The 22502-nt window shown below is 53.7% G+C and carries 15 protein-coding genes and 1 riboswitch; of the genes, 1 reads left to right on the top strand and 14 read right to left on the bottom strand.

Annotation, left to right across the window (positions count from 1 at the left end; translation table 11 throughout):
• Positions 1–14 precede the first annotated feature (14 nt).
• The 11 genes from BN1247_RS16000 to uvrB all read right to left on the bottom strand — a co-directional run bounded on the left by BN1247_RS16000 (position 15) and on the right by uvrB (position 16587).
• Entirely contained in the window at positions 15–2741 is a 2727-nt protein-coding gene (locus BN1247_RS16000) for a terpene cyclase/mutase family protein (RefSeq protein WP_054951264.1), read from the bottom strand.
• Between the two features lie 247 nt (positions 2742–2988).
• Positions 2989–3600 carry a cob(I)yrinic acid a,c-diamide adenosyltransferase gene (locus BN1247_RS15995; protein ID WP_054951263.1) on the bottom strand — a complete coding sequence of 204 codons (612 nt, stop codon included), beginning with the start codon at positions 3598–3600 and terminating at the stop codon, positions 2989–2991.
• 151 nt (positions 3601–3751) lie between these two features.
• A complete protein-coding gene (locus tag BN1247_RS15990) occupies positions 3752–5314 on the bottom strand; it encodes an ABC transporter ATP-binding protein (protein ID WP_054951262.1) in 1563 nt (520 codons plus the stop codon).
• 2 nt (positions 5315–5316) lie between these two features.
• Entirely contained in the window at positions 5317–6387 is a 1071-nt protein-coding gene (locus BN1247_RS15985; protein ID WP_054951261.1) for a FecCD family ABC transporter permease, read from the bottom strand.
• Positions 6344–7420 (bottom strand): ABC transporter substrate-binding protein, encoded by a 1077-nt coding sequence (locus BN1247_RS15980; RefSeq protein WP_054951260.1) that lies wholly within the window; start codon positions 7418–7420, stop codon positions 6344–6346. Before BN1247_RS15980 ends, BN1247_RS15985 begins: the two co-directional genes overlap by 44 nt.
• A 232-nt stretch (positions 7421–7652) precedes the next feature.
• A riboswitch (cobalamin riboswitch) is annotated at positions 7653–7843 on the bottom strand.
• Positions 7844–8080: 237 nt separating this feature from the next.
• Positions 8081–9190 (bottom strand): ABC transporter ATP-binding protein, encoded by a 1110-nt coding sequence (locus BN1247_RS15975; protein WP_054951259.1) that lies wholly within the window; start codon positions 9188–9190, stop codon positions 8081–8083.
• A 248-nt stretch (positions 9191–9438) separates the two neighbouring features.
• Entirely contained in the window at positions 9439–10551 is a 1113-nt protein-coding gene (locus tag BN1247_RS15970; protein WP_082415973.1) for a PucR family transcriptional regulator, read from the bottom strand.
• Between the two features lie 137 nt (positions 10552–10688).
• A complete protein-coding gene (locus BN1247_RS15965) occupies positions 10689–11027 on the bottom strand; it encodes a phage holin family protein (RefSeq protein ID WP_054951257.1) in 339 nt (112 codons plus the stop codon).
• A 112-nt stretch (positions 11028–11139) separates the two neighbouring features.
• Positions 11140–11535 (bottom strand): DUF302 domain-containing protein, encoded by a 396-nt coding sequence (locus tag BN1247_RS15960; protein WP_054951256.1) that lies wholly within the window; start codon positions 11533–11535, stop codon positions 11140–11142.
• Positions 11536–11734: 199 nt separating this feature from the next.
• Complete coding sequence (gene uvrA / locus BN1247_RS15955) at positions 11735–14599, bottom strand: excinuclease ABC subunit UvrA (protein WP_054951255.1); 2865 nt, start codon at positions 14597–14599, stop codon at positions 11735–11737.
• 8 nt (positions 14600–14607) lie between these two features.
• Positions 14608–16587, bottom strand: a complete 1980-nt coding sequence (uvrB, locus tag BN1247_RS15950; RefSeq protein ID WP_187119809.1) for an excinuclease ABC subunit UvrB — start codon at positions 16585–16587, stop codon at positions 14608–14610.
• Positions 16588–17095: 508 nt separating this feature from the next.
• Between uvrB and BN1247_RS15945 the strand changes: the two genes are divergently transcribed.
• Positions 17096–17572: a hypothetical protein gene (locus BN1247_RS15945; RefSeq protein ID WP_054951253.1), complete on the top strand. Its 477-nt coding sequence runs from the start codon at positions 17096–17098 to the stop codon at positions 17570–17572.
• Between the two features lie 512 nt (positions 17573–18084).
• Here the strand turns inward: BN1247_RS15945 and BN1247_RS15940 are convergent.
• The 3 genes from BN1247_RS15940 to BN1247_RS15930 all read right to left on the bottom strand — a co-directional run bounded on the left by BN1247_RS15940 (position 18085) and on the right by BN1247_RS15930 (position 22461).
• Positions 18085–19482 carry a PDZ domain-containing protein gene (locus tag BN1247_RS15940; RefSeq protein WP_054951252.1) on the bottom strand — a complete coding sequence of 466 codons (1398 nt, stop codon included), beginning with the start codon at positions 19480–19482 and terminating at the stop codon, positions 18085–18087.
• Positions 19483–19568: 86 nt separating this feature from the next.
• Entirely contained in the window at positions 19569–21023 is a 1455-nt protein-coding gene (locus BN1247_RS15935; protein WP_147675267.1) for a S41 family peptidase, read from the bottom strand.
• A gap of 190 nt (positions 21024–21213) precedes the next feature.
• Complete coding sequence (locus BN1247_RS15930; protein ID WP_054951251.1) at positions 21214–22461, bottom strand: murein hydrolase activator EnvC family protein; 1248 nt, start codon at positions 22459–22461, stop codon at positions 21214–21216.
• Positions 22462–22502: the final 41 nt, after the last annotated feature.

Below are 22502 nucleotides of genomic sequence, written 5' to 3'. Positions count from 1 at the left end.
GTGTGACTCGATCGCTACAAATACCGTCTCCTCGCTAACTGCTTGACGATGGCCACCCGGCGCTGCTGCCAGAAGAACAACCCGCATCCAGCTACAAAAAGACCTAGTCCTAGCGCCATAAAGCGAAACACGTTTGTCGCCGTATTAGGCAGTGGTTTACCTTTATTTTTATCGTTGTTCGTTTTCCCCGGACCGGCTTGTGTATCGTTTTGCACCGGCGTATACGTTACTTCATACGTTTGCTGTACCGTTTGCCCACCCGCATCGGTCGCTTTCACCGCGATGTCGTTTTTCCCGCGGGAAAGCGTCACCTCGTACTCGCCCGCTCGTTTCGCCGCGACGACTTTGCCGTTTAGGCGCACCTCAGGTGTGAGATCCGCCCCCCGTGCATCGACAGCTGTTGCCGTAAAGGTCAGCTTAGCCGCCGACACAGTCGCCTTGTCCGTCAGCCCGCGAACGGTCAGTACGGGTTGACGGTTATCTTTTTTGGCGGGGAAGGCGTAAAGCGACCCCTTATTTTTGGAAAAAAGATCGTACGCCACGAGTGCTTGCAGGGCGTGCGCTGTCGCTTGTCGCTCTACCGCCCCGTCGGCGACCGGTTTAAAGCTGCCGTCCTCGTTTTGAAAACTGAACAAATGGGCCAGCAAATCGGTTCCGTTTTTCTTAAACTGCTCCCCCGCGGCGTCAATGCCGAGCGCCGCAAGACCTACGATGACGTGCGCCGTCGCATCGCTCGTCCGCACGGAGCGATTGTGTGTATCCGCCGCAGGTTCGGCGAAGCCACCGTGTGCGTCTTGCGCCGCCTTCAAAAAGTCGACAGCTTTATCTAGTGCCGTCTGTACGTCGGCTTGCCCTTTATAAGGGGCGAGGGCGACGAGTGCCTTCGCCGTCAAGTCGTAATTGACGAAACGGTCGTTTGGCGACTCTGTCCAATACCCTTCTTCGCGCTGCTGTTCGACGATGTGCCGCACGAGTTTCTCTTTCGTCCACGATGCGTTTGCCGGCACGGTAAATTGACCGCTGTCGAGGGCGATAAGAGCCATAATCGGTCCACGCCCCCCTTGCGCTCCCATCGCTTCCGCCGGGCTGTTGTACAGCTTAGCGACGAGGTCGTGCCCTTCGACGCGGCGGGGATCTTTCCCGAGTGCTTGTGCCGCCAGTGTCCATTCGGCCATGTCGGTGACGGTCGCCGTTTCGGCCGTCAGTTTTTCTTTAAACGTCTGCGCGTAATCGTCTGGCAGTGCCTTGCTTGCGCGGGCTAGGGCGACGGCGGTATGTACACTCGTCACCCCGTTCTTAAGCACGTACGCACTCGCAGCGTCAATCGCCTGTTGCAGACGGCGCGCGTCGTTTTTTCGGGGTTCATAGGTGACTTTATACGTTTGACTTTCTTCCTCGTCAGCTTCGCCTTTTGCGGCAATGTGGATCGTGTTCCCACCTTCCACCAACGTGACCTCATAATTATATGAATCGTCTGCTCGTTTCTGCACATGTTTGCCGTTGTGAGTGACGATGAACTCATCGAGCGGATGCCCGTCACTCGGCGTCACCTTAAACTGCAACTGTCGTTCGTTCACAATCATTCCTTCCTTTAGCCCGTCTACTACAAATAAGGCTTGGGACATCTCCTCTGCACCGTCGGCAGTTACTCGCGCGTATGCGTTAATGATGCGTTCGCTGCCGTCGGTGGGGTTGTCAGTCACTGACAGGCGGTACGTTTTCGGGGCGCGAACGTTCAGCGTCACGTTTCCGGCTTTGTCCGTGTGCAGTTTACGTGCCTTGCTTGGCTTGTTTGGACCATTTTGCCTCTGCGGCGCGCCTTTATGTGCGACTCCTGCATCGTCGACGCGCACAGTCGCTGCGGCGAGCGGCTGTGACCCTTTACCGTTTGTCTTACTCGGCGTTGTCGATTGGCTATCTTTCGTAGACGAACCGGTACGATTGCCTTTACTTGCGTTAGAGGCGAGCGAGGCTAACGGCACCTTCTTTAATTGCAGCTGCACGTCCTCTCCGACTTTCGCCACAACGTCGGCGGGCGCGAACCACGCATACGCCGTCTTGGCCGGATCGCTGGCGAAAAAGACGACTATTGAATCGCCGTCTTGGAGCTCGCGGTCTAATTGTTGCAGCAGCATAGGTTCCGCCCCCACTTTAACCGTTCCTTTTGACCTTGAGGCGCGGTCGCGGTGTAGGGCGTACATCCAGCAACCCTCTTTCTTGTGTCCGCCGTCGGCGAGGCCGGCTAACCGCGCGATGCGTTTACCGCCTTCCGCAAGGGCGAACACTTGCGAGTCTTTGATATCCATCCCCCGCTGCTGCAAAGCGCTGACGACAGCGTCGGCGACGTTTGGCGAGCGGTCAGTGCGCGCGCTGCCCCGTTTACCGGCGTCGTTACGGGCGTCGTTACTGACGTCAGCGCCTTGTTTGCTTCCTGCCGCTGTACCTTTTGCCACATATTTTTGCAAGTCTAACGCACGCACGTCGAGGTCTGTTTCCGGCACGAGCGTCTCGCGCGCTCCCTCGATGCGCACACTGACGCGCACTGGGTGATCACTTCGCACCCTGTTTACATCAGCGGCGGGAGTGTTGTGTGCCGCTGCGATGTCGTCCGTCACCGCGATATTGTTCGTCACCGCGATATTGTTCACTACAGCAGCCATAGCCGGTACCGCTCCCGCGACGAGTGACACTAACAGCGCTAGCACCGCGCTACAAGCGACAGTAACTTTTAGTTTCCGCACGTCTTCTCCTCCCTGTATGCAACAAAACGACTTGACTCTTCGCTGTCCTAGCTCGCTCGTTTCGTCAGTAAGTGTTGGGGGTTAACCTTGTATCGCAACCTTATGCGTTAACAAGTTCTATCACAACAAGTTCTACCACGCGTCGAAAAAATCCTGCTACCCGGTTATCACAGGCAAAAAAAAACGCGTTTTCATCCAAATCTCCAACAGTTCGCCACATATTTTCGAACATTGTATGTCCCAGCGACTACTCGTCTCGTTTTTTTGCCTGCCGCTTACCGCCGCGTGCCTGCCGCTTGCCGCCGCGAAAGACAATTCCACTGCGCGCATATTCGACGTCTTTCACATTTGCACGTGCGTTAACGACCCGCGCGACGGCGAATAAATAGTCCGACAGGCGGTTCAAGTACTTTAAAACCACTTCGTTGAGCGACGCTTCGCGCTGCAACGTGACGACATAGCGCTCTGCGCGGCGCGTCACCGTGCGCGCGATGTGCAATGTCGCAGCAGCAGCGGTTCCTCCCGGCAAAATAAAACGTTTCAACTCGGGCGCCTCCGCGATGTACGCATCGATGCGCGTTTCTAAAAACGTCACCATCGCCTCGTTCACTTTGTAAGGCCGCCCACTGTCAATCCGCGCCAAGTCACTGCCACAATCAAACAGTTCGTGCTGCACACGCTGCAATTCCGGAATCAAATCGGCGTACTGCTCCCCTGTTAGCTGAGTAATCGCCTGCCCGACAAAACAGTTCGCCTCATCAATCGTTCCGTAAGCGGTGACGCGCACATCGTCTTTGGCCACCCGCCCCCCGACGACACTCGTCTGTCCTTTATCTCCTGTTTTCGTATACAAACGCACGCATATACCCCCTACACAATGACGACTATAAGTTTGTCCGAAGTGATTGCCTTAATAAAGTTTCTCCCCACACTTACTATCTCGTCGGTTTTAGCTTAAATAAAGCTTGAATGACACATCCGAAACGGCGCCGCGACTTGTGTAATAACTTTTACCGACATTGGGCGACTACATCCACAGTCGCCCGATAAACCGCCCGAGCAAGCGCCTGACCGACAGAAGTCGCCGCATCTACGCGCGTGTACGGTGACCCGTTTTGAGTTGCGGCAACGACGATGCTATCCGACGCGGTCCCCGCTACCGATACCTTCCGCATCCATGAGCCCTCTTCCTCTGACGGGGCCGCTGATACATTTGTGACCGACGCCAATCGCGGGCCGCTCCCGACACACGCGGCGAGCGCCCGCACTTTCGCCTCGTTCGCCGTCATTAACGCTTGCACAAACGCCACCTCCGTCAACTCGCCGGCCACGAACACGAAAATGTGCACGGTCCCGACTCCCGCTGTTTGGCGATCGGAAAGGGCGACCACATCGGAATTGTCCCCCCTTTCGGGAACGCCTCCCACTTCAGAGAATCCCGCTGACGCGACGACGCGCAACGCCAAGCCGTCCTCTTCGTGGCATGCGCTCGCCACCTCGACAGCGTCAGCCGCCGTCACCGTTGCAACCGTCTCCCTCTCCGGAGCGTTAATTCCGAGTCGCTGTAAATAGCCGACTAACTCGCCAGCCGGCTGGTGGCCGTCCTCCGCACCGACAGCCACGCGATCCGCTGACGGCACACAGCAGGTGACAAAGGTGTGACTCCAGCCGCTTCCCCCGCCAACGGCGGCAGACGACAGCCGTTTCAATGGCGCGGGCGATTCAATCTTAAGTAACCGCTCACTCTTCGTTACGCGCAAGTCGTCTAGTGACGCTTCCCGCTTGTAGTCGCGGTGGGCGCGCGGCAGTAGCGTAATCGTCGGCCGCGGCACGTCTGGGTGGTCTTGCCGCTTGAGTATCGTGCGGTACACGCGCGCCAGCCGCTCCTCTTCCAGTACCGCTGCCGGCGTGCCAAGCGCCGTCACCGCCCCGCGGTCGAGCAGCAGTAGCCGATCACAGTAAAGACTAGCTAAATCGAGGGAGTGAGAAATGAGCACCACCGTCAACTGCTCCTCTTTCACCCATTGCCGCAGCGCGTCGAACAGTTCTGTCTGATGGGAAAGGTCGAGGTGGTTCGTCGGTTCATCCAACAGTAACAGCTGCGGCTCTTGGGCTAAGGCGCGCGCCAAAAACACGCGCTGCCGTTCCCCGCCACTCAGAAACTGCAACGGAGAGTGCGCAAACTGCTGTACATTCGTCTGCAGCATCGCCTGTCGAACGACCGCTTCGTCCGCTCTCGTCCACGGCGCGAACATGCCACGCTGGTAAGGATAGCGACCGAGGGCGACAATTTCGCGTACCGTATACGCAAACGACGGCTCGACAGTTTGCGGCAACGCGGCCATGAGTCGCGCCAGCTCTTTACTCTTGTAACTTGTGAGCGGGCGCCCGTGCAAGTAGATGGCGCCGCACTGAACCGGGAGTAACCCGCCCACCACTTTGAGCAATGTCGTCTTACCGCTGCCGTTTGGCCCGACAATGCCAAAAACTTCCCCTTTTTCCACCGTAAACGACACGTCGTGCAAGACCGTTTTTTCCCCGTATCCACTTGTGAGACACTCAACTGTTAGCACAGTTATCCCTGCTTCCCTCGTTTGCGTTGTTGCCAAAAGACGACAGCGAACACTGGCGCACCGATCAGAGCGGTAATGACGCCGATCGGCAACTCTTGCGGCGCGACAATCGTCCGCGCCGCCAAATCGGCCATCGCTAAAAATGCGCCTCCGTGCAGCATCGCCAGCGGTAACAAGTGCCGATGGTCAGGTCCCCACAACAACCGCGTCAGATGCGGCATGACGAGTCCGACGAAGCCAATCGTCCCCGAAACGGCGACCGCCGCCCCTGTAAGCAGTGAGGCGCCAGCGAGAATCGCCATCTTGCGCAGGCGCACGTCGACGCCTAACTGCTGCGCCGTCTCCTCCCCGAAGGCAAGAGCGTTCAATTCCTTCCCGTTCGCAAGTAAAATAGCCGCGCCAAAGGCGAAAAAGGGCACGAGCAGTGCCACGTATTCCCACCCGCGCATTGCGACGCTCCCCAACAGCCAGCCGATAATTTGTCGCAGTTCTTCCCCAGTTAAAGCGATCATTAAGGAAATGAGCGAGCCGCAAAACGAACTGAAAATAATCCCGGTCAAAACAATCGTCTGCACAGACAAGGCGCGTTCGACGAAACGCGCAAAGGCGAGCACGGCCAGTAACGTGACAAACCCGGCGATCACGCTAACGAACGGCAACGTAAACGATCCGAACAAAGGCAAACTCAGTCCGAAAAAGAGGACGACGACGGCGCCGACGGAAGCGCCCGACGACACGCCGAGCGTGTACGGGTCGGCGAGCGGGTTTTTGAGCAATCCTTGAAACGCCGCGCCAGCAAGGGACAGCGACGCCCCGACGAGCGCGGCGAGGACGACGCGCGGCAAGCGAATGTACCACACGATGTTCGCCACCATCGGATCAGCTTCAGACGCAAACTGCCGCGGGAAAAATTGCGCGGCACACACATCCAAGATCGTCGCAAACGAAATCGGGACACTCCCGACCGCTACTCCCAAAAACATCGCGACGACGAGCAGTACCAGCGCAAACCCATACGCCAGTGCAACGTTATTTCTTTTTCTTAAAGACGTCTGGATAGACGACCGCCGCAAGTTGTTCGACCCCTTCGATTAAGCGCGGCCCCGGACGCGTGACCGTATCGGGATCGACATCGTACACGCGCTTGTGTTTAACTGCTGGCACGTCCTGCCACGCTTTGCGGGCAAGTATTTTTTTCTTCGCCTCTTTATCGTAGTCGCCGTACGTCGTCACGATGACGTCCGGGTTTTGCTTTACCGCGTCCTCCTCCGTAAATTTCGCCCATCCTTCCACGTCTCCCGCTGCGTTAGTGGCGTTAATCGCAGTGAGCATTTCGTGCATGAAGGTCTCCGTGCCAGTCGTGTACATTTCCGGCGGCGCCGCGACTTCAACCCACACCGTCACCCGCTCATCCGCTGCTATTTTTTCTGCCTCTCGCTTCATGTCATCCAGCTTTTCCTTCATCCCAGCGACAATCTCCTGCGCTTTTGCCTTTGTTCCCGTCGCTTCCGCAATCATCTCGATCGAGCGGTACAAGTCGGCAAAGGTCGTGGCGTCGTTGACGACGAGCACCGTCGCACCCGCCTGTTGCAACTGTTTAAGCCCTTCTTTGGCACTGTCGGCACTCGACGCGTGGGCGAGGACGAGATCCGGCTTTAAAGATACTATTTTTTCTACGTCAAACTCGATGCCGCCAATTTTTTCTTTACTGCTCACTTCTTCCGGGTAATTGTCAAAATCGCTGACGCCGACGACTTCCGCTCCTAAGCCGAGGGCGAAGGCAATTTCCGTGTTACTCGGAATGAGAGAAACGATCCGCTGCGGCCTTTTCTCGATCGTAACCTTTTCATCGCGAGCGTCCGTAATCGAAACAGGAAACGAACCCTCCGCTTGCGCGTCTTCCTCCTTGGACTTTTGCTTACCTTTCTGCTGTGCCGCACCTTGCTTCCCGTCCTGTTTTCCTGCTTGCTGCTCCACGTTAGAGCCGTCGTTTGCCCCTTTAGCCTGTTCGTCGGCCTCTGGCGCTCCGCACCCGATTAGCAGCGCAAATACGAGGAGGGCGGTGAGAAACAGTGACCACCGATTCCACCTTTTCGACTTAAACATACGTGTATCTCCCTTCCTTCCACCGGATCTAGCAAAGAATCTACCGTCATCCAACGACATCCAACGACATGACATCCAACTAAAAAAATCCCCGCGCGGGGGACTTTATGTAAACAGGTACGTACCACCTAGCAATCCCACGAAGCACCAGTAATGGCTCAATGGAAATAAAGACGCACGTGCGCTACACGTGGCGCTAGGATCTACGACTCTGCTACACCTCTCCGCGAAGGCCGCACAGAACTATAAGGCAGGTCTCCTGGCTGACACGTCACAGACGTCCTTCCCTTCCCGTCACGCACAAGGCGACAGTGGGGTTGCAAGCACATCCTAGTGATCACAGTGGCGGGACCGCGTTGGCTTCGCACCAAACTTCCCTTTTTAACACTCGCGTTGCGAGTGACCTTATAGCCTTTTCACTTATCGAGCCACTCTATTATATCACTATTTCGGTGTGTGGCTGCTATTGCTCCAAAAAATAAGCCAGCTCCAAAAATATTGACATATGCTTCCTGTGGGAATTGTTTTCGAGGAGTAGTCAACCTTAATACACCGCCGCAAAACCGAGCCAACGCTCGCCTCACGGCGGTGCTTTTTTACCGACGCAGCTGATCAATAGCTCGCGGTTTCTATTTAAGAGGCGCCTAAAGGATCGGCAGGTTAAAACACAGCCTCTTCCGTTTCCTTGTCAAAAATGTGGCACTTGTTCATGTCGAAGGCGAGTTTCACTTCGTCACCCATACCGACGTTGGCGCGGGCATCGACGCGGGCGATAAACATGTCGTCGCCGAGTCCGCTTAAGTACAAGTACATCTCTGAACCCATGTTTTCTGACACTTCTACCTTCGTCTTCAGCACGCTTTCCGGAGAAGCTTCCAAAAAGACGGGCTCGTCGTGAATGTCCTCCGGGCGAATGCCGAAGACGACGTCTTTACCGACGTACCCTTTGTCCCGCAACAACTTCGCCCGTCCTTCCGGCACCTCCACGTCGACATTGTTCGCTTTAAAGTGCACGTTACCGCCCGTCTCGACTAAAGAGCCGCTAATAAAGTTCATCGCAGGTGACCCGATAAATCCGGCGACGAACACGTTAGCCGGCTCGTTGTAAATTTTATCCGGTGTGTCAGCTTGCTGAATGAGGCCGTCTTTCATGACGACGATGCGATCGCCCATCGTCATCGCTTCCGTCTGGTCGTGCGTGACGTAAACGACCGTCGTTTCCAGCCGTTTGGCCAATTTACTAATTTCCGTCCGCATTTGCACCCGCAGCTTCGCGTCCAAGTTCGACAGCGGCTCGTCCATCAAGAACACTTGCGGTTCGCGCACGATCGCCCGTCCGAGTGCTACCCGTTGCCGTTGCCCCCCCGAAAGCGCCTTCGGCTTACGATCCAACAAATGCTCAATGTCGAGAATGCGTGCCGCTTCTTTTACGCGTTTGTCGATGTCTTCTTTCTTAAACTTGCGCAGTTTTAACCCGAAGGCCATGTTTTGATACACGTTCATGTGTGGGTACAGGGCGTAACTTTGGAACACCATCGCGATGTCGCGGTCTTTCGGGGCGACGTCGTTTACTAAACGATCGCCGATATACAACTCCCCTTCCGAAATTTCTTCCAAACCGGCAACCATCCGCAGCGTCGTCGACTTCCCGCAGCCAGACGGACCGACGAGCACTAAAAACTCTTTATCTTTAATATCTAAATTGAAATCTTCAACCGCAGTCACATCGCCAAAGCGCTTGTAAATATGATTTAATTTTAAGCCTGCCATTATCCATGCCCCCAAGAAGGTATTATACATTTATTTTATCGCCTTCGCGGGCTATCCCGCTATAGACAATCCTCCTAAAAATGGGCGCCTTTTTTGAGCACATTACCCAAAAAAGGCACCCATCCTTCGTTCCTAGCGACATGAAGCGATTTATGAAAGTATTTAAAAGAGTGATCTAAATGGTGTAACGTCCTGAAGCCGTGTCGTCGCGTAATCGTGTAGTCCTGTAGTCGTGCGTGGTCTCCGTGCTACTCGGTCGGTTCGGCATCTTCAGTGGCCGTGAGCAGCCACGCGAGGCGTAATAGCATCGCATCCTCAAAGTTGCGCACGTCGAGTCCTGTCTCTTGTTTCAACTTGTCGAGGCGGTAAAGGAGCGTATTGCGGTGCACGTACAACTGTCGCGCTGTCTCACTTACATTCAAGTTAAGGCGAAAGTACGTCTCTAACGTGTCGCGCATCTCTTGGTCACGCCACCAGTTGTGGGCGTCGTATGACAAGTCGTGCAAAAACGTGCGGCAAAGATCCGACGGCAACCCGTGCAGTAACCGTTCCAAGGGTAAGTCCCACGTCGCAAAAACATTTCGCCGCGGATAAATAGACTGCCCGAGGACATACGACTGCTTTAGTTGCAACAGGGATTGGCCCAACGCCTGCACGGTTGCTGCCGAGTGATGCACGATACAGTGGACATCCTCCCCGAGCTCAGCGGCAAACAGTTCAACTAACCCTGCAGCCCAGTGGTAAAGGGAGTCCTTCCAATCTTCGATCGTATCGTCTAGAACGAGCGAAACTTGCGGCAAGACGAGGCGATCGTTCGGCGCCACGTTTACGACCCACACATCGCCGTCAAAAAAAGACTGTAACACGCGTAAAACTTCTTTTTGATTTAGCTGCCTCGCACTGCCGTGACAAACGACGTAAAACGGCACTCTTTCCCCGATATCTACATGTACTAAGTCAGGTGGCACCGGCAACAGGTGACCACTGTGAGCGACGTCGCACAAGTAATCGGCTAACGCGCGCTGAGGAAGAAGTGGCCCCTCTGTCTGTGCGTCACTGTCCGCTGACCGCCGCAACGACTGCGACGTTAACAGCACGAGCAACTGGCGTTCGCGTGCTGTCAACGTGCCGGAAATGATCCAGCCCCACGTTTCGCCGTCCTGCGTCGCGACGGGAATAAACGTCTGCTCCTCTACTCCCGCCCGCGCTACAAACTCGCGGTAGTCCTCCGACGTGCCCCACGCGACGTCCGTTTGTAAAATGCGCGCCAAATCGGGCGCAATGTCATGCCACTGGCGATACACATTCACGCGTTTAAACCCTCCAAACTGTGGACTTCTTCCCCGCAAATTTTTACTCATACGTACAGACCCCGGACCTTAAGGTCTTTTCAATGCCTTCGGTTCATTAATGATACAATGACACGCTGTTCTTTGCGTGTTATGTGCGTAGGTCGGGGTTATGCGTTTGCAACAGCGTAACGCGCATACGACAACGATCATTTGCGAAATAGCCCGTTCAATAACCAGCTTACAAAACTGACAATGACCGCGCCCCAAAACGCTCCCCCGAAGCCGACGACGGTAAAACCGGGCACGAGCGCACTCGTGAGCATCAACATTAAAGCGTTAATGATAAGCAAAAACAGGCCGAGAGTTACAACGGTTAACGGGAAAGTGAGAAACACGAGCACTGGTCGAAAAAACGTATTGACAATCGACAAAATGAGCCCCGCCGTGAGTGCTGCCCCCATTCCGCTGACTTGAATACTATCCAGTACTTCTGCCGCGATCACTACCGCAATCGCATTGAAGATCAGTTTCACGATCCACCGCATATTGGCACCCCTCCTTTTGAGAGATTTTTGCCGCCAAACATATTTCTCTGTATCAACCTTCTCACATTTACCGGTGAAACATACAAGGTACACCTGACCCGACGCTTCGATGTCAGCCTTTCACCTCGTCGAGCACTGCAAGGAGTGCCGCTTCGACATCTTGCACCATTGCAACCAACCGGTCATCGTCCACCAGCTCCATTAAAACCGTCGGACGCACGAGACCGACCGTTGTTTTTCCCGTCTCCCTGTCTTTGTAGACGGCGATTTTATAGGTGAGGAATAACCCACCTACCTGGTTGTACGACAGTACTTTTTTTGCGACATCCGGATGGTACACTTCTAATATACGATACTGCTGCGGTAAATTGATGCCCTTTTCTAGTAATTTGAGCGGAATATTCAGGTGTCCTACAGTACTCAATTTCCGCCGCTGGCAACTCTCTTCGCACGCTTTCACTGTTTCTTCTACCGTACGCGCCGTCTCTATCGTGTAGTGAAACAACATCTCCCGTCTCTCCTTTAATAAACCTTATTTGTCCCTACTTTCACGTACATTTTCACCATTTAGTATACCATTTTTTCGACAGCAAAAAAGTAAAGCAATCCCCTGCCCGAGCTAGGGATTGCTTAAAAGCATCCGCCACGTCGCGGACAGACTGGCAGGGGCAGACGTCCTCCTCCCGCCTTCCCGTGCCTTTCCGTTGTTACTCGTTCGAGGCGCGATCGTATAGCGCTGCCGTCCGCGCGCGGTCGCGCGTCAGTACTGGCGCTAAAAACTGCCCTGTATACGACCCCGGTACCCGCGCCACGTCTTCCGGCGTGCCCGTGGCGACGATGCGCCCGCCGCCGTCGCCTCCTTCCGGTCCGAGGTCGATCAAGTAGTCAGCAGTCTTAATAACGTCCAAATTGTGTTCGATGACGACGACCGTCTCCCCGTTTTCGACTAACCGCTGTAGCACTTTTAGGAGGCGCGCGATGTCGTCGACGTGTAAGCCGGTCGTCGGCTCGTCGAGAATGTACAGCGAACGACCGGTGTTGCGGCGGTACAGTTCAGATGCCAGTTTCACCCGCTGCGCCTCGCCGCCGGACAGTGTCGTCGCCGGTTGCCCCAGCTTCATGTAGCCGAGCCCGACGTCGTACAGCGTGTCAATTTTGCGCTTAATGCGCGGAATGTTTTTAAAAAATTCGCGTGCCTCTTCGACGGTCATGTCGAGCACGTCAGCGACGTTTTTCCCTTTATAGCCAATTTCTAACGTCTCGCGGTTGTATCGTTTCCCTTTACACACCTCGCACGGCACGTACACGTCCGGAAGGAAGTGCATTTCAATTTTGATGATCCCGTCACCGCGACACGCTTCACAGCGGCCCCCCTTCACGTTGAAACTGAAACGCCCCTTTTTGTACCCGCGTACTTTTGCCTCCGTCGTCGTGGCGAATACGTCGCGAATGTCGTCGAACACGCCTGTATATGTTGCCGGATTGGAGCGCGGCGTGCGGCCGATCGGCGACTGGTCGATGTCGATCACTTTGTCCAAATGTTCCAAGCCGCGAATTTCTCGGTGTGCCCCAGGCTTTGCCTTCGCCCGCTGCAGCTCCCGCGCCAGCGTTTTGTACAAAATTTCGTTGACAAGTGTGCTTTTACCTGAACCAGAAACTCCGGTGACGACCGTAAACGTACCGAGCGGAAACTTGACGTCCACGTTTTGCAAATTGTTTTCTTTCGCCCCGCGCACGTCGATCCACTTGCCGTTCGGCTGGCGCCTTTCGGCCGGTAGTGCAATAAACTTGCGCCCGCTCAAATACTGGCCGGTGAGCGACTGTTTGTCCGCCATGACCTCTTCCGGCGTCCCCTGCGAGACGACGCGGCCACCGTGTGCCCCCGCACCCGGCCCGATGTCGATAATGTAATCGGCGGCGAGCATCGTGTCTTCATCGTGCTCGACGACGATGAGCGTGTTCCCTAGGTCGCGCATACTTTTCAACGTATCGATGAGTCGGTTGTTATCCCGCTGGTGCAAGCCGATACTCGGCTCGTCCAAAATATACAGCACACCCATCAAGCTGGAGCCGATTTGCGTCGCCAAGCGAATGCGCTGCGCCTCACCGCCGGATAGGGTCCCTGCTGCGCGGTTGAGCTCTAAGTAGTCGAGCCCAACGTTCACTAAAAAGCCGAGCCGCGACTCTATTTCCCGCAACACGAGCCGCGCGATCGCCTGTTCCTTCTCACTTAACTCGAGTTCGCGGAAAAACGTCAGTGCCTCGCGAATGGAACGATTCGTCACCGTATTAATCGTTTCGCCTCCGACGAGGACGGCGAGCGACTCGGGACGGAGACGCGCCCCTTTACAAGAACGGCACTTCTTCTCACTCATATACGTCTCGATTTGATCGCGCACGTAATCGGACGACGTCTCGCGGTAGCGGCGCTGCAAATTAGGGATGACCCCTTCAAAACGTATGGAGGTTTCCTTCACATGTCCAAAGTCGTTTTCATAGCGAAACGGGATGCGCTCTTTGCCACCGTACAAAAGAACGTCCGCGTGCGCTGCGGAAAGCTCGCCGAAAGGCGTATCGCGATCGATGCCGTAATGGGTACACACCGTGTGCAGCAGTTGTTCGTAATACGTCGACGACGAGTTGGCCCAAGGATCGATCGCCCCTTCGTTAAGCGATTTTTTCCGGTTAGGCACGACCATCTCCGGGTCAACCTCCATGTGGCTACCTAACCCGTCACACGCCGGACAAGCGCCGAACGGGCTGTTGAACGAAAACATGCGCGGCGCTAACTCATCGATGCTAAAGCCGCACTCTGGACAGGCTAAGTTTTGGCTGAATAGCAGTTGCTCGCCGTCGATCACGTCGACGAGCACCGTTCCCCCAGCTAGTTCGAGTGCTGTTTCCAGTGAATCGGAAAGACGCGTCTCAACGCCTTCCTTGACGACGATGCGGTCGATGACGACTTCGATCGTATGCTTCTTGTTTTTTTCCAGCTTAATCTCTTCCGTCACTTCGCGCAGTTCGCCGTCGACGCGCACGCGCACGTACCCGTCTTTACGAATTTTATCCAGTAACTTGACGTGTTCACCTTTGCGCCCTTGTACGAGCGGGGCGAGCACTTGTATGCGCGTCCGCTCCGGCAACGTCATGACGCGGTCGACCATCTGCTCGACCGTTTGCGACGTAATTTCGATCTTGTGCACCGGACAGTGCGGCCGACCGATGCGCGCGAACAACAGCCGCAAGTAATCGTATATTTCCGTCACCGTGCCGACCGTCGAGCGCGGGTTGCGGCTCGTCGTTTTTTGGTCGATGGAAATCGCTGGCGACAAGCCGTCGATTGAATCGACGTCCGGTTTGTCCATTTGCCCTAAAAATTGGCGCGCGTAAGCAGACAGCGACTCAACGTAGCGGCGCTGCCCTTCGGCGTAAATCGTGTCAAAAGCGAGCGACGTTTTACCCGAGCCGCTCAGTCCCGTCAACACGACGAACTGGTCGCGCGGGATCGTCACGTCGATGTTTTTCAAGTTGTGTGCGCGTGCACCTTTGATGACGATGTTTTCATGTGCCATGAACCGATTTAGGCTCCTTCCGCTTTTAACTCGATAATGAGGTCGCGCAGTTCAGCCGCGCGTTCAAACTGCAATGCTTTGGCCGCTTCCTTCATTTCTTGCTCTAACCGCTGAATCGTTTCCCGCCGCTCTTTTTTCGGCAATTTGTGCAGATCGGTGTCCAAGTAGTCGGCCCGTTCTTCGGCGACGCGCGTCGCTTCGATCACGTCGCGTACCGCTTTTTGTACCGTTTGCGGCGTAATGCCGTGTGTTTCGTTGTAAGTGTGTTGGATGGTTCGCCGCCGTTCCGTTTCATCGATGGCGCGACGCATCGAATCAGTGATCCTATCGGCGTACATGATCACTTGCCCGTCCGCGTTGCGCGCCGCGCGGCCAATTGTCTGGATGAGGGAGCGCTCGGCGCGTAAAAACCCTTCTTTATCCGCGTCGAGAATGGCGACGAGGGACACTTCCGGCAAGTCGAGCCCTTCCCGCAACAAGTTAATGCCGACGACGACGTCGTGCACACCGAGGCGCAAGTCGCGCAATATTTGCATCCGCTCAATCGTCTTAATGTCGGAGTGCAAATAGCGCACGTTGATCCCGACGTCGGTTAAGTAGTCGGTGAGGTCTTCCGCCATTTTTTTCGTCAGCGTCGTCACGAGCACCCGTTCATCTCGCTCGCGGCGCGCATTAATTTCTCCGATCAAATCGTCAATCTGTCCTTGAATCGGCCGTACGTCGATTTTCGGGTCGAGCAATCCGGTCGGACGGATAATTTGCTCGACGACGCATGGACTTTTCTCTTGTTCGTACGGCCCGGGCGTCGCCGACACGTACACGATTTGGTGCACGTGCTGCTCCCATTCGTCGAACTTAAGCGGCCGGTTGTCCGCTGCTGACGGCAGGCGGAAACCGTGGTCGATCAGCGTTAGCTTCCGCGCGCGGTCGCCTTTGTACATCGCTTGAATTTGCGGCAACGTCACGTGCGATTCGTCGACGAACATCAAGTAGTCGTCTGGGAAGTGATCGAGCAGCGTATACGGCGTCTCCCCCGCTTTGCGCCCCGTCAAGTGGCGCGAATAGTTTTCGATGCCGGAGCAAAAGCCGACTTCTTGCATCATTTCGATGTCGTAGCGGGTGCGCTGTTCCAAGCGCTGTGCTTCCAATAGTTTGCCCGCTTCCCGCAGTTCCTTTAACTGCTCCTCTAATTCCTGTTCAATCGATTGAATCGCCACTTTCATTTTCGCTTCGCGCGTGACGAAGTGGGACGCGGGAAAAACGGCAATATGGTCGCGGTCGGCGATCACTTCTCCAGTAACGATGTCGATTTCGCGGATGCGGTCAATTTCGTCGCCGAAAAACTCCACGCGCACCGCCTGTTCCGAATGCGAGGCGGGGAAAATTTCGATCACGTCGCCGCGCACGCGAAAGGTGCCGCGCGTAAAGTTAATGTCATTGCGGTTGTACTGAATGTCGACGAGCCGGTGCAATACCTCATTGCGCTCGATTTCCATGCCGACGCGCAGCGACAAAACTAAGTCGCGGTATTCTTCCGGCGACCCTAACCCGTAAATGCACGACACGCTGGCGACAATAATGACGTCGTTCCGTTCGTGCAGCGCACTCGTCGCCGAGTGACGCAATTTATCGATCTCGTCGTTGATCGACGCGTCTTTTTCGATATATGTGTCCGTCTGCGGTACGTACGCTTCCGGTTGGTAGTAATCGTAATAACTGACAAAGTATTCGACCGCATTATGCGGGAAAAACTCTTTCAACTCACTGCACAGTTGGGCAGCGAGCGTCTTGTTGTGTGCGATGACGAGGGTCGGTTTGTTGACCTGGGCGATGACGTTAGCCATCGTAAATGTCTTCCCGGTACCCGTTGCCCCGAGCAACACTTGCTGCTGCTCGTTGTCGTTTATGCCGGCCACGAGCTGTGCAATCGCCTGTGGCTGGTCACCTTGAGGTTTGTAGTCCGAAACGAGTTGAAAACGTTCATTCACGAGCATATCACCTCTTTTGTGGCACTCTTTTCATTATACCACAAAAGGCATGTCAGGGAACGTGCGTTCTAATAACATTTTATCTCTAACACACTCGTGTCCGCTACTACCCTAAGTAATTACCAATAACTACTGCAAAAGGATGCTAAAGATGACGTGCGAAAGTGTTTTATCTATAAGCGAGCATAACATTTGATAAATAGGGAACGATCTCTGACCTTAAAGCGTCTATATATTTGAAAGGTGCTTGAAAGGGGTGATTAAAGGGCTTTATTCAATATTTTTATACTTAGTTGAGCGGCACATTTTATTTAAACAAGAAAAGAGGTTGTTCAAATGAAAAAAATCATTTTTTTTCACAAAGGTAGTTTGTCTATCTCTAATTGTCTCACTCCTTTTTGTCGGTCAGAATCTAGTTTTAGCTGCTGGTTCAAATAATGTAAAAGATGATTGGGTACTTACTCCGGAGCAAAAAAAGGAGGTCAACCAGAAACTAGAAGAGCTTCGATTGGAAATTAATGAAGAACTCGCTAAAGGAAAAACAAATGTTTCTGGAGCTAAAGAGCTTAGTTTTAGTGAAAGACCTGTCACATTTTCATTTAGTGTAAGCTACGATGAAGAAACAGAAGATTTTGTTACAACTGCTAAGAAAAAGAAACCGGCCTGGAAAAAGAAGAATTTTTCGGCCAAAGTGTCGTATGGTGGAATAGGTGGCTTTGGGGGATTTTGGCACAAGCTATATGGAGACTTTAAATATAGACAAGGAAAGGTCGGTAATTATTACTATAACGATGATTACGGCGGCCCGCTATACGCAAAAAGTTCGAAAAAGTCCTCAAAAAGAACTGATCCAAGCGTAGTAAGAGTGAGCACTAAAGGATCCTTTAGAGCGCTAAAGTATTCACCGGTTGAATATACTACGAACATTGAGATTGGTCTTTATGGAAGTGGAACGTACCAAATCCATAGGGCCAAAATAAACTAAGTTAGGTATACAACAGGGATCGCCGATAGTTGGGGGATCCCTATTGTTTTTAGTTGAATAAGCATTTAAAGATATTAATGTAGTCCTACACCTAAATAACGTATATTGCAAACAATAAACTTAACACCGCTTCAACTAGCGATAATATAAACGTCATTAGAGTAATAGAACCTTTTACACCCGACAATCTAAGACCGAAGTGATTGAATAGGAGAAAAACCAAAAACAGTATAAAAAAAGAAGACAAAATGCCCAATTTATTACTCCCTCCAATTCGTTAATGACTTATTGACCCTAATATAGCGTAAGGAGTTGATCATATGCAAGTATTTATTATAATAAATAACAAAAATGGAATTTACCTCCTCAACCGATAGTGCTTATAATAACGAGCAACCTTTTCCTACTCGTTCCGATTAACGGTACGGCTGCGCCTCCGGCTAACACCGCTGTCTTCTATTCAGAGCGTCGTTTCGGGGGTTCAGTATAAACGAAGTTGTGAATCCACCCACCTAGTGCGAGGCAGAAGGGTCGTCGTCCGCCTTCAGCGACAGAGCGAGATCGTCTCCTCGACACGCACCGTGTTGAGCCGCGGGCTCCAAGGGCGCAAACAGCGTCCACCAGCCGCGCCGCGGCGATAAAGCAGGCGCCGTCACCGCGGTGCGCACAACGGGGACGATACCGAGCTGGTACGGTTCATCGGCGTAGCGCGAGCGCTGCACGAAGCGCCGCTCGCCAGCGGGATCGGCAACTTGCAATTTACAGTACACAGGGGATTTTCGGAGTGCCGCGTAGAGCTCGCTCATGTCATTCACCGCTTGCTCGTTGACCGCAATGACGGTTTCCCCGGCGCGAACACCCATCAGTGCTGCCGGACTCCTCGCTTTCACCGCTAACACGCAAATACCGCTGCCGCTGTTCGCGAATAAAAACGGCCGTCTATTCTCCGCATAACGCAACAACGACACAATGAGCTCCGCCCCGCCGAGCGCCCACACCGCGGCGAACCACGACGAAGGCGGGTAGAGTGATCCCACCCAGCACAGAAAGCTGAGGACGAGGCCAAAAACGACGATGGCCACACCACTTAGCCGCGCGCGTTGTTCTCGTCGCCGTGCCGTGGCGCGATCGTCGTAAACGAACAGCGCTGGGACGACGAGCCAGCTGTCACCTACGGCTAGGACGAGAGGAATGGCCCAAAAGACTTGCAACACGTAGACGCCGACCGCCGCACCGCGGTGCGACACTAACGACGGACAGTAACTGTCCCCACCGCGCCACATCGTCAGCACCCCGCCAGCGATCGCCACAACAGCAGCGCAAAACAACAAGCTGGGAACATAGACTGCATGCAAAAAGGCGAACACTCGCGCAACAGCTGGTAGTGACTGCACCAACGGCAACGTCTCGACTAAGGGCGCGACTAAGGCGAGCACACTGATCATCCCGGCCGCGTAATAAACGTTGAGGAAACGGGTGCGAATGAGTCCGAGCAAGAGTGCTAACGCGCCCATCCACTGCATCTGTGACAGCAATCCACCCCCAGGTGACACCTGTACTTGCGAAGCACCCGCAGGCAACGCCTGTAATTGCGTTCCGCCTTCAGGCAACACCTGTGATTGTGACGCATCCCCGAACTGCTGTAAATGCGGCACGTCAACGATGGGTGCCGCGCAAAGGGCAATTACACCGCTTACAGCGATTCCCGCGACAATACCGCTCGCCAATCGATGGAAAACGTCTCGACGAGTGGGGTAGAGGCGCGTTCCCCACAACAAAAGCTGTGCCTTATGCAGCCGCCAGGCTTGCCAAATCGTCATTCCGAAAGCGACGTACAAAAGTGGATTAAAAAACGACTGCAGCAATGGATGTAGTAATGGATGTAGCACTGAATGTAGCGACACGTTCATACGCACACACTCCTAGAAAAAAAAGTACTCACGCTAACTGTTAGCGTAAGTACTTCGATAAAGCGACTAACGTTTCCTGCACGTCGTCACAATTTTTTCTGTAGTTCCGTAATCGCGCGTTGCAACTGTGGGTCTTTCTTCGGTTCGCGCACGAGTTCAAACAGTTGTTGCTGTAGTTTTGTCGCCGTTTGTTTACCAATCTTACCGGTCACTTTAATTCCGTGCGCCTTTTGGAAGTCTTTAACGGCTTTCTCTGTTCCTTTACTGAAGTAGCCGTCGTGACGCCCTGGCTTAAACCCGAGACCTTCGAGGATCAACTGCGCACCGCGCACTTCTTCCGCATTGTCGTCAAAGGCCCATTCGTGCTCGCTCGACGGCGGTGTCGCTTCAAAATACGCCGGGTATTTCACCTTAATGTCAGGTTTAATCCCCTTTTCGTGGATCCAATTTTTCTTCGGGGTCAACCATTTGGCAATCGTGTACTTCAAATTACTGTGATCGGGGAAATCGTCAGCCGATTGTACTGTGCCCTTACCGAAAGAGCGTTCCCCAACGACTGTAGAACCGCCCGCTTCTTGCAACGCTGCTGCCAAAATTTCTGAGGCACTCGCACTGCCGCGGTCGATGAGCACGACGATCGGATACTTCTTTTTGTCCTTATTTTTGGAACGTACGGCGTCTTGTTTACCGTCTTTACCTTCGGTCCACAAAATCGGTTCGTTGTGCGGTATGAGCATGCTACCGATCTCTTCTACGGCGTTCAAATAGCCGCCGGGATTGCCGCGCACATCGATGACAAGACCCTTCATGCCTCGTTTTTCCAGCTTAGCTATCTCTTTAGCAAAGTCTTGCGCTGTTTTCTCAGCAAAATTTGTAATTTGGATTTTACCGATGCGATTATCCATCATTTCCGCGTGAACGGATTCAAGCGGTATTTCATCGCGCGTAATCGTAATATTTTGCGGCGCCGAACTGCCCGGGCGTAAAATGCTTAACTTTACTTTCGTTCCTTTGGGACCTTTTATTTTCGCGACAGCTTCCGTCAGCGACAGCCCGTCCAAACTTTTGCCGTCTACCGACAACACGTGATCGTTCGGACGCAGTCCAGCTTTTTCCGCAGGCGATCCTTTGATCGGCGAAACGATTGTCACCTTGCCGTCCTGCAACATCACTTCGGCGCCAATTCCTTCAAACGACGATTCTAAAGAAGAGAGGAACTGTTCCGCCGTTTCCGCATCCATATACGCCGAATAAGGGTCGCCAAGCGACTCAACCATCCCTTTAATGGCACCCTCGATCAGTTGGTCGTCGTCAATCTCATACATCGACTTCTTCTTCAAAATCTTATAAGCCTTTTCCAGCTTAGAAAAATCACTATTTCCTTTGACCGCCTGCTGATCTGACTCCGGCGTAGCTTCCTGGTTGGAACTGACAGGTTGTCCCGTCCACCAATCTCCCAAACTACAAGCACTCGTAAGCATACTGACGCTCAAAAGTGAAACGATAACTACAAAGAGAGCGGTCCGCCTCCGCAAAAACATCCGCTGCACCACCTTTAACAGTCTGGTTCCCAGTATATGTCGAACCGGACCATTTTATTAAAAGCTCACTTGTTTCACTTTATCAAATGATGCGCTGTTTTCTCAAGTGGAAAAACGGGTCCGCTCTAACAAAAATTTTCAATTTCATCCAAACGCTAGCCAATGGACGGCAACAGGTCATATGTTCCGTTTAGCGCAAATAACTCATCGGATTGACTGCCGAGCCGTTAATGAGCACTTCAAAGTGCACGTGTGGACCCGTTGACCAACCTTTGTTCCCGATTCCACCGATTGTCTGCCCGCGACTGACGCGTTGACCAGCTTTTACGTACACACCGTTATCGTACATGTGGCCGTAAAGCGTCGACATGCCGCCGCCGTGTGCAATGATGATTGCGTTGCCGTAGCCCTGCATCGCACCAGCGAACGTCACGACGCCGCCTTCCGCAGCGTAAATCGGCGTGCCGACCGGTCCCGCCACGTCGATGCCTTTATGAAACCCGCCACTACGTGACCCGTAGCCGGAAGTGAGCGTACCGTTGGCCGGCCACAACAGTTTTCCACCGGTGTTCTTCGGAGGCGCATCATTTTTGTTCGGCGCGGGAGGCGCGGGATTGCCGCCGTTAGACGGCTGCTTACCGGAGTCGCCGTTGTCGCTCGGTACAGGTACTGGCGCTTGAATCGGCAATTCTGCTTGCCGCTTTTCCTCTTCTTTTTTTGCGAGTTCGTCTGCGAGTTCCCGCGCTTTTTGGGCGTATTGTTCTTTTGCTTTTTCCAAATTGCTATGCTCTTTTTGCAAGCTGGCGAGTGCGACTTTTTTCTTCGATTGTTGCTTCGCAAGAAGCGTGCGCTGCTCCTTCGCCTCAGCTTTGAGCGTGTTCAGTTTCGCTAAGTTTTGCTCGACTGCTCGCTTCGCTTTGGCCACGATGTCGCGGTCGCGCTTTTGCGCTTCGAGCAATTCCTTATCTTGCTGGGCAATCGTATGTAATGAGTCGAAGCGCAACAGTAAGTCGTTGAAGTCTTTTGCCCCTAAGAGCACTTCCCAGTACGACACTTCCCCTTTTTCGTAAATGAGGCGCAAGCGCTCACTCAAAATCTCGTCCCGCTCGGCCACGCGTTTTTCCGCTGCCTTTAACTTGCGTTCCGCCTTGTCCAGCTTTTCTTCGGTGACGACAATGTCGTCATTCAGCTTGCGAAGCTTTTTCTCCGTATCTGACAACTGCTTGTCCAACTTTTCGATGTCTTGCTCTACTGGTTTTTGTGCATTCTCGTTTTTCTTGAGCTTTTGTTGCACTTCCGCCTGCTTGTCTTCCTGCTTTTTCACCTCTTTGCGCAATTCCTTAATATCGTCGTCGACGTTTGCGGCAATTGCCGATGGAGAAATAGCAGATAGGACGAGTGTCGTAGCGACGGCAAACGGCAGTAGTTTCTTCTTCACATCGATTCCTCCTTTATTCTCCCGCGATTCTATTATTCACG

The sequence above is a fragment of the Numidum massiliense genome (assembly GCF_001375555.1).
GTDB lineage: Bacteria > Bacillota > Bacilli > Thermoactinomycetales > Novibacillaceae > Numidum > Numidum massiliense.
Note: the sequence above shows the minus strand (reverse complement) of the source record. Positions and strands in the feature narration are given on the sequence as shown.

What these genes read in the sequence shown, in the direction of transcription:
- BN1247_RS15975 (WP_054951259.1), bottom strand. Translation starts at nt 9,190, where the DNA reads ATGGCAGGCTTAAAATTAAATCATATTTACAAGCGCTTTGGCGATGTG.
- BN1247_RS15970 (WP_082415973.1), bottom strand. Translation starts at nt 10,551, where the DNA reads ATGAGTAAAAATTTGCGGGGAAGAAGTCCACAGTTTGGAGGGTTTAAA.
- BN1247_RS15960 (WP_054951256.1), bottom strand. Translation starts at nt 11,535, where the DNA reads ATGTTGTTTCACTACACGATAGAGACGGCGCGTACGGTAGAAGAAACA.
- BN1247_RS15940 (WP_054951252.1), bottom strand. Translation starts at nt 19,482, where the DNA reads ATGAACGTGTCGCTACATTCAGTGCTACATCCATTACTACATCCATTG.
- uvrA (WP_054951255.1), bottom strand. Translation starts at nt 14,599, where the DNA reads ATGGCACATGAAAACATCGTCATCAAAGGTGCACGCGCACACAACTTG.
- BN1247_RS15935 (WP_147675267.1), bottom strand. Translation starts at nt 21,023, where the DNA reads ATGTTTTTGCGGAGGCGGACCGCTCTCTTTGTAGTTATCGTTTCACTT.
- BN1247_RS15980 (WP_054951260.1), bottom strand. Translation starts at nt 7,420, where the DNA reads ATGTTTAAGTCGAAAAGGTGGAATCGGTGGTCACTGTTTCTCACCGCC.
- BN1247_RS15965 (WP_054951257.1), bottom strand. Translation starts at nt 11,027, where the DNA reads ATGCGGTGGATCGTGAAACTGATCTTCAATGCGATTGCGGTAGTGATC.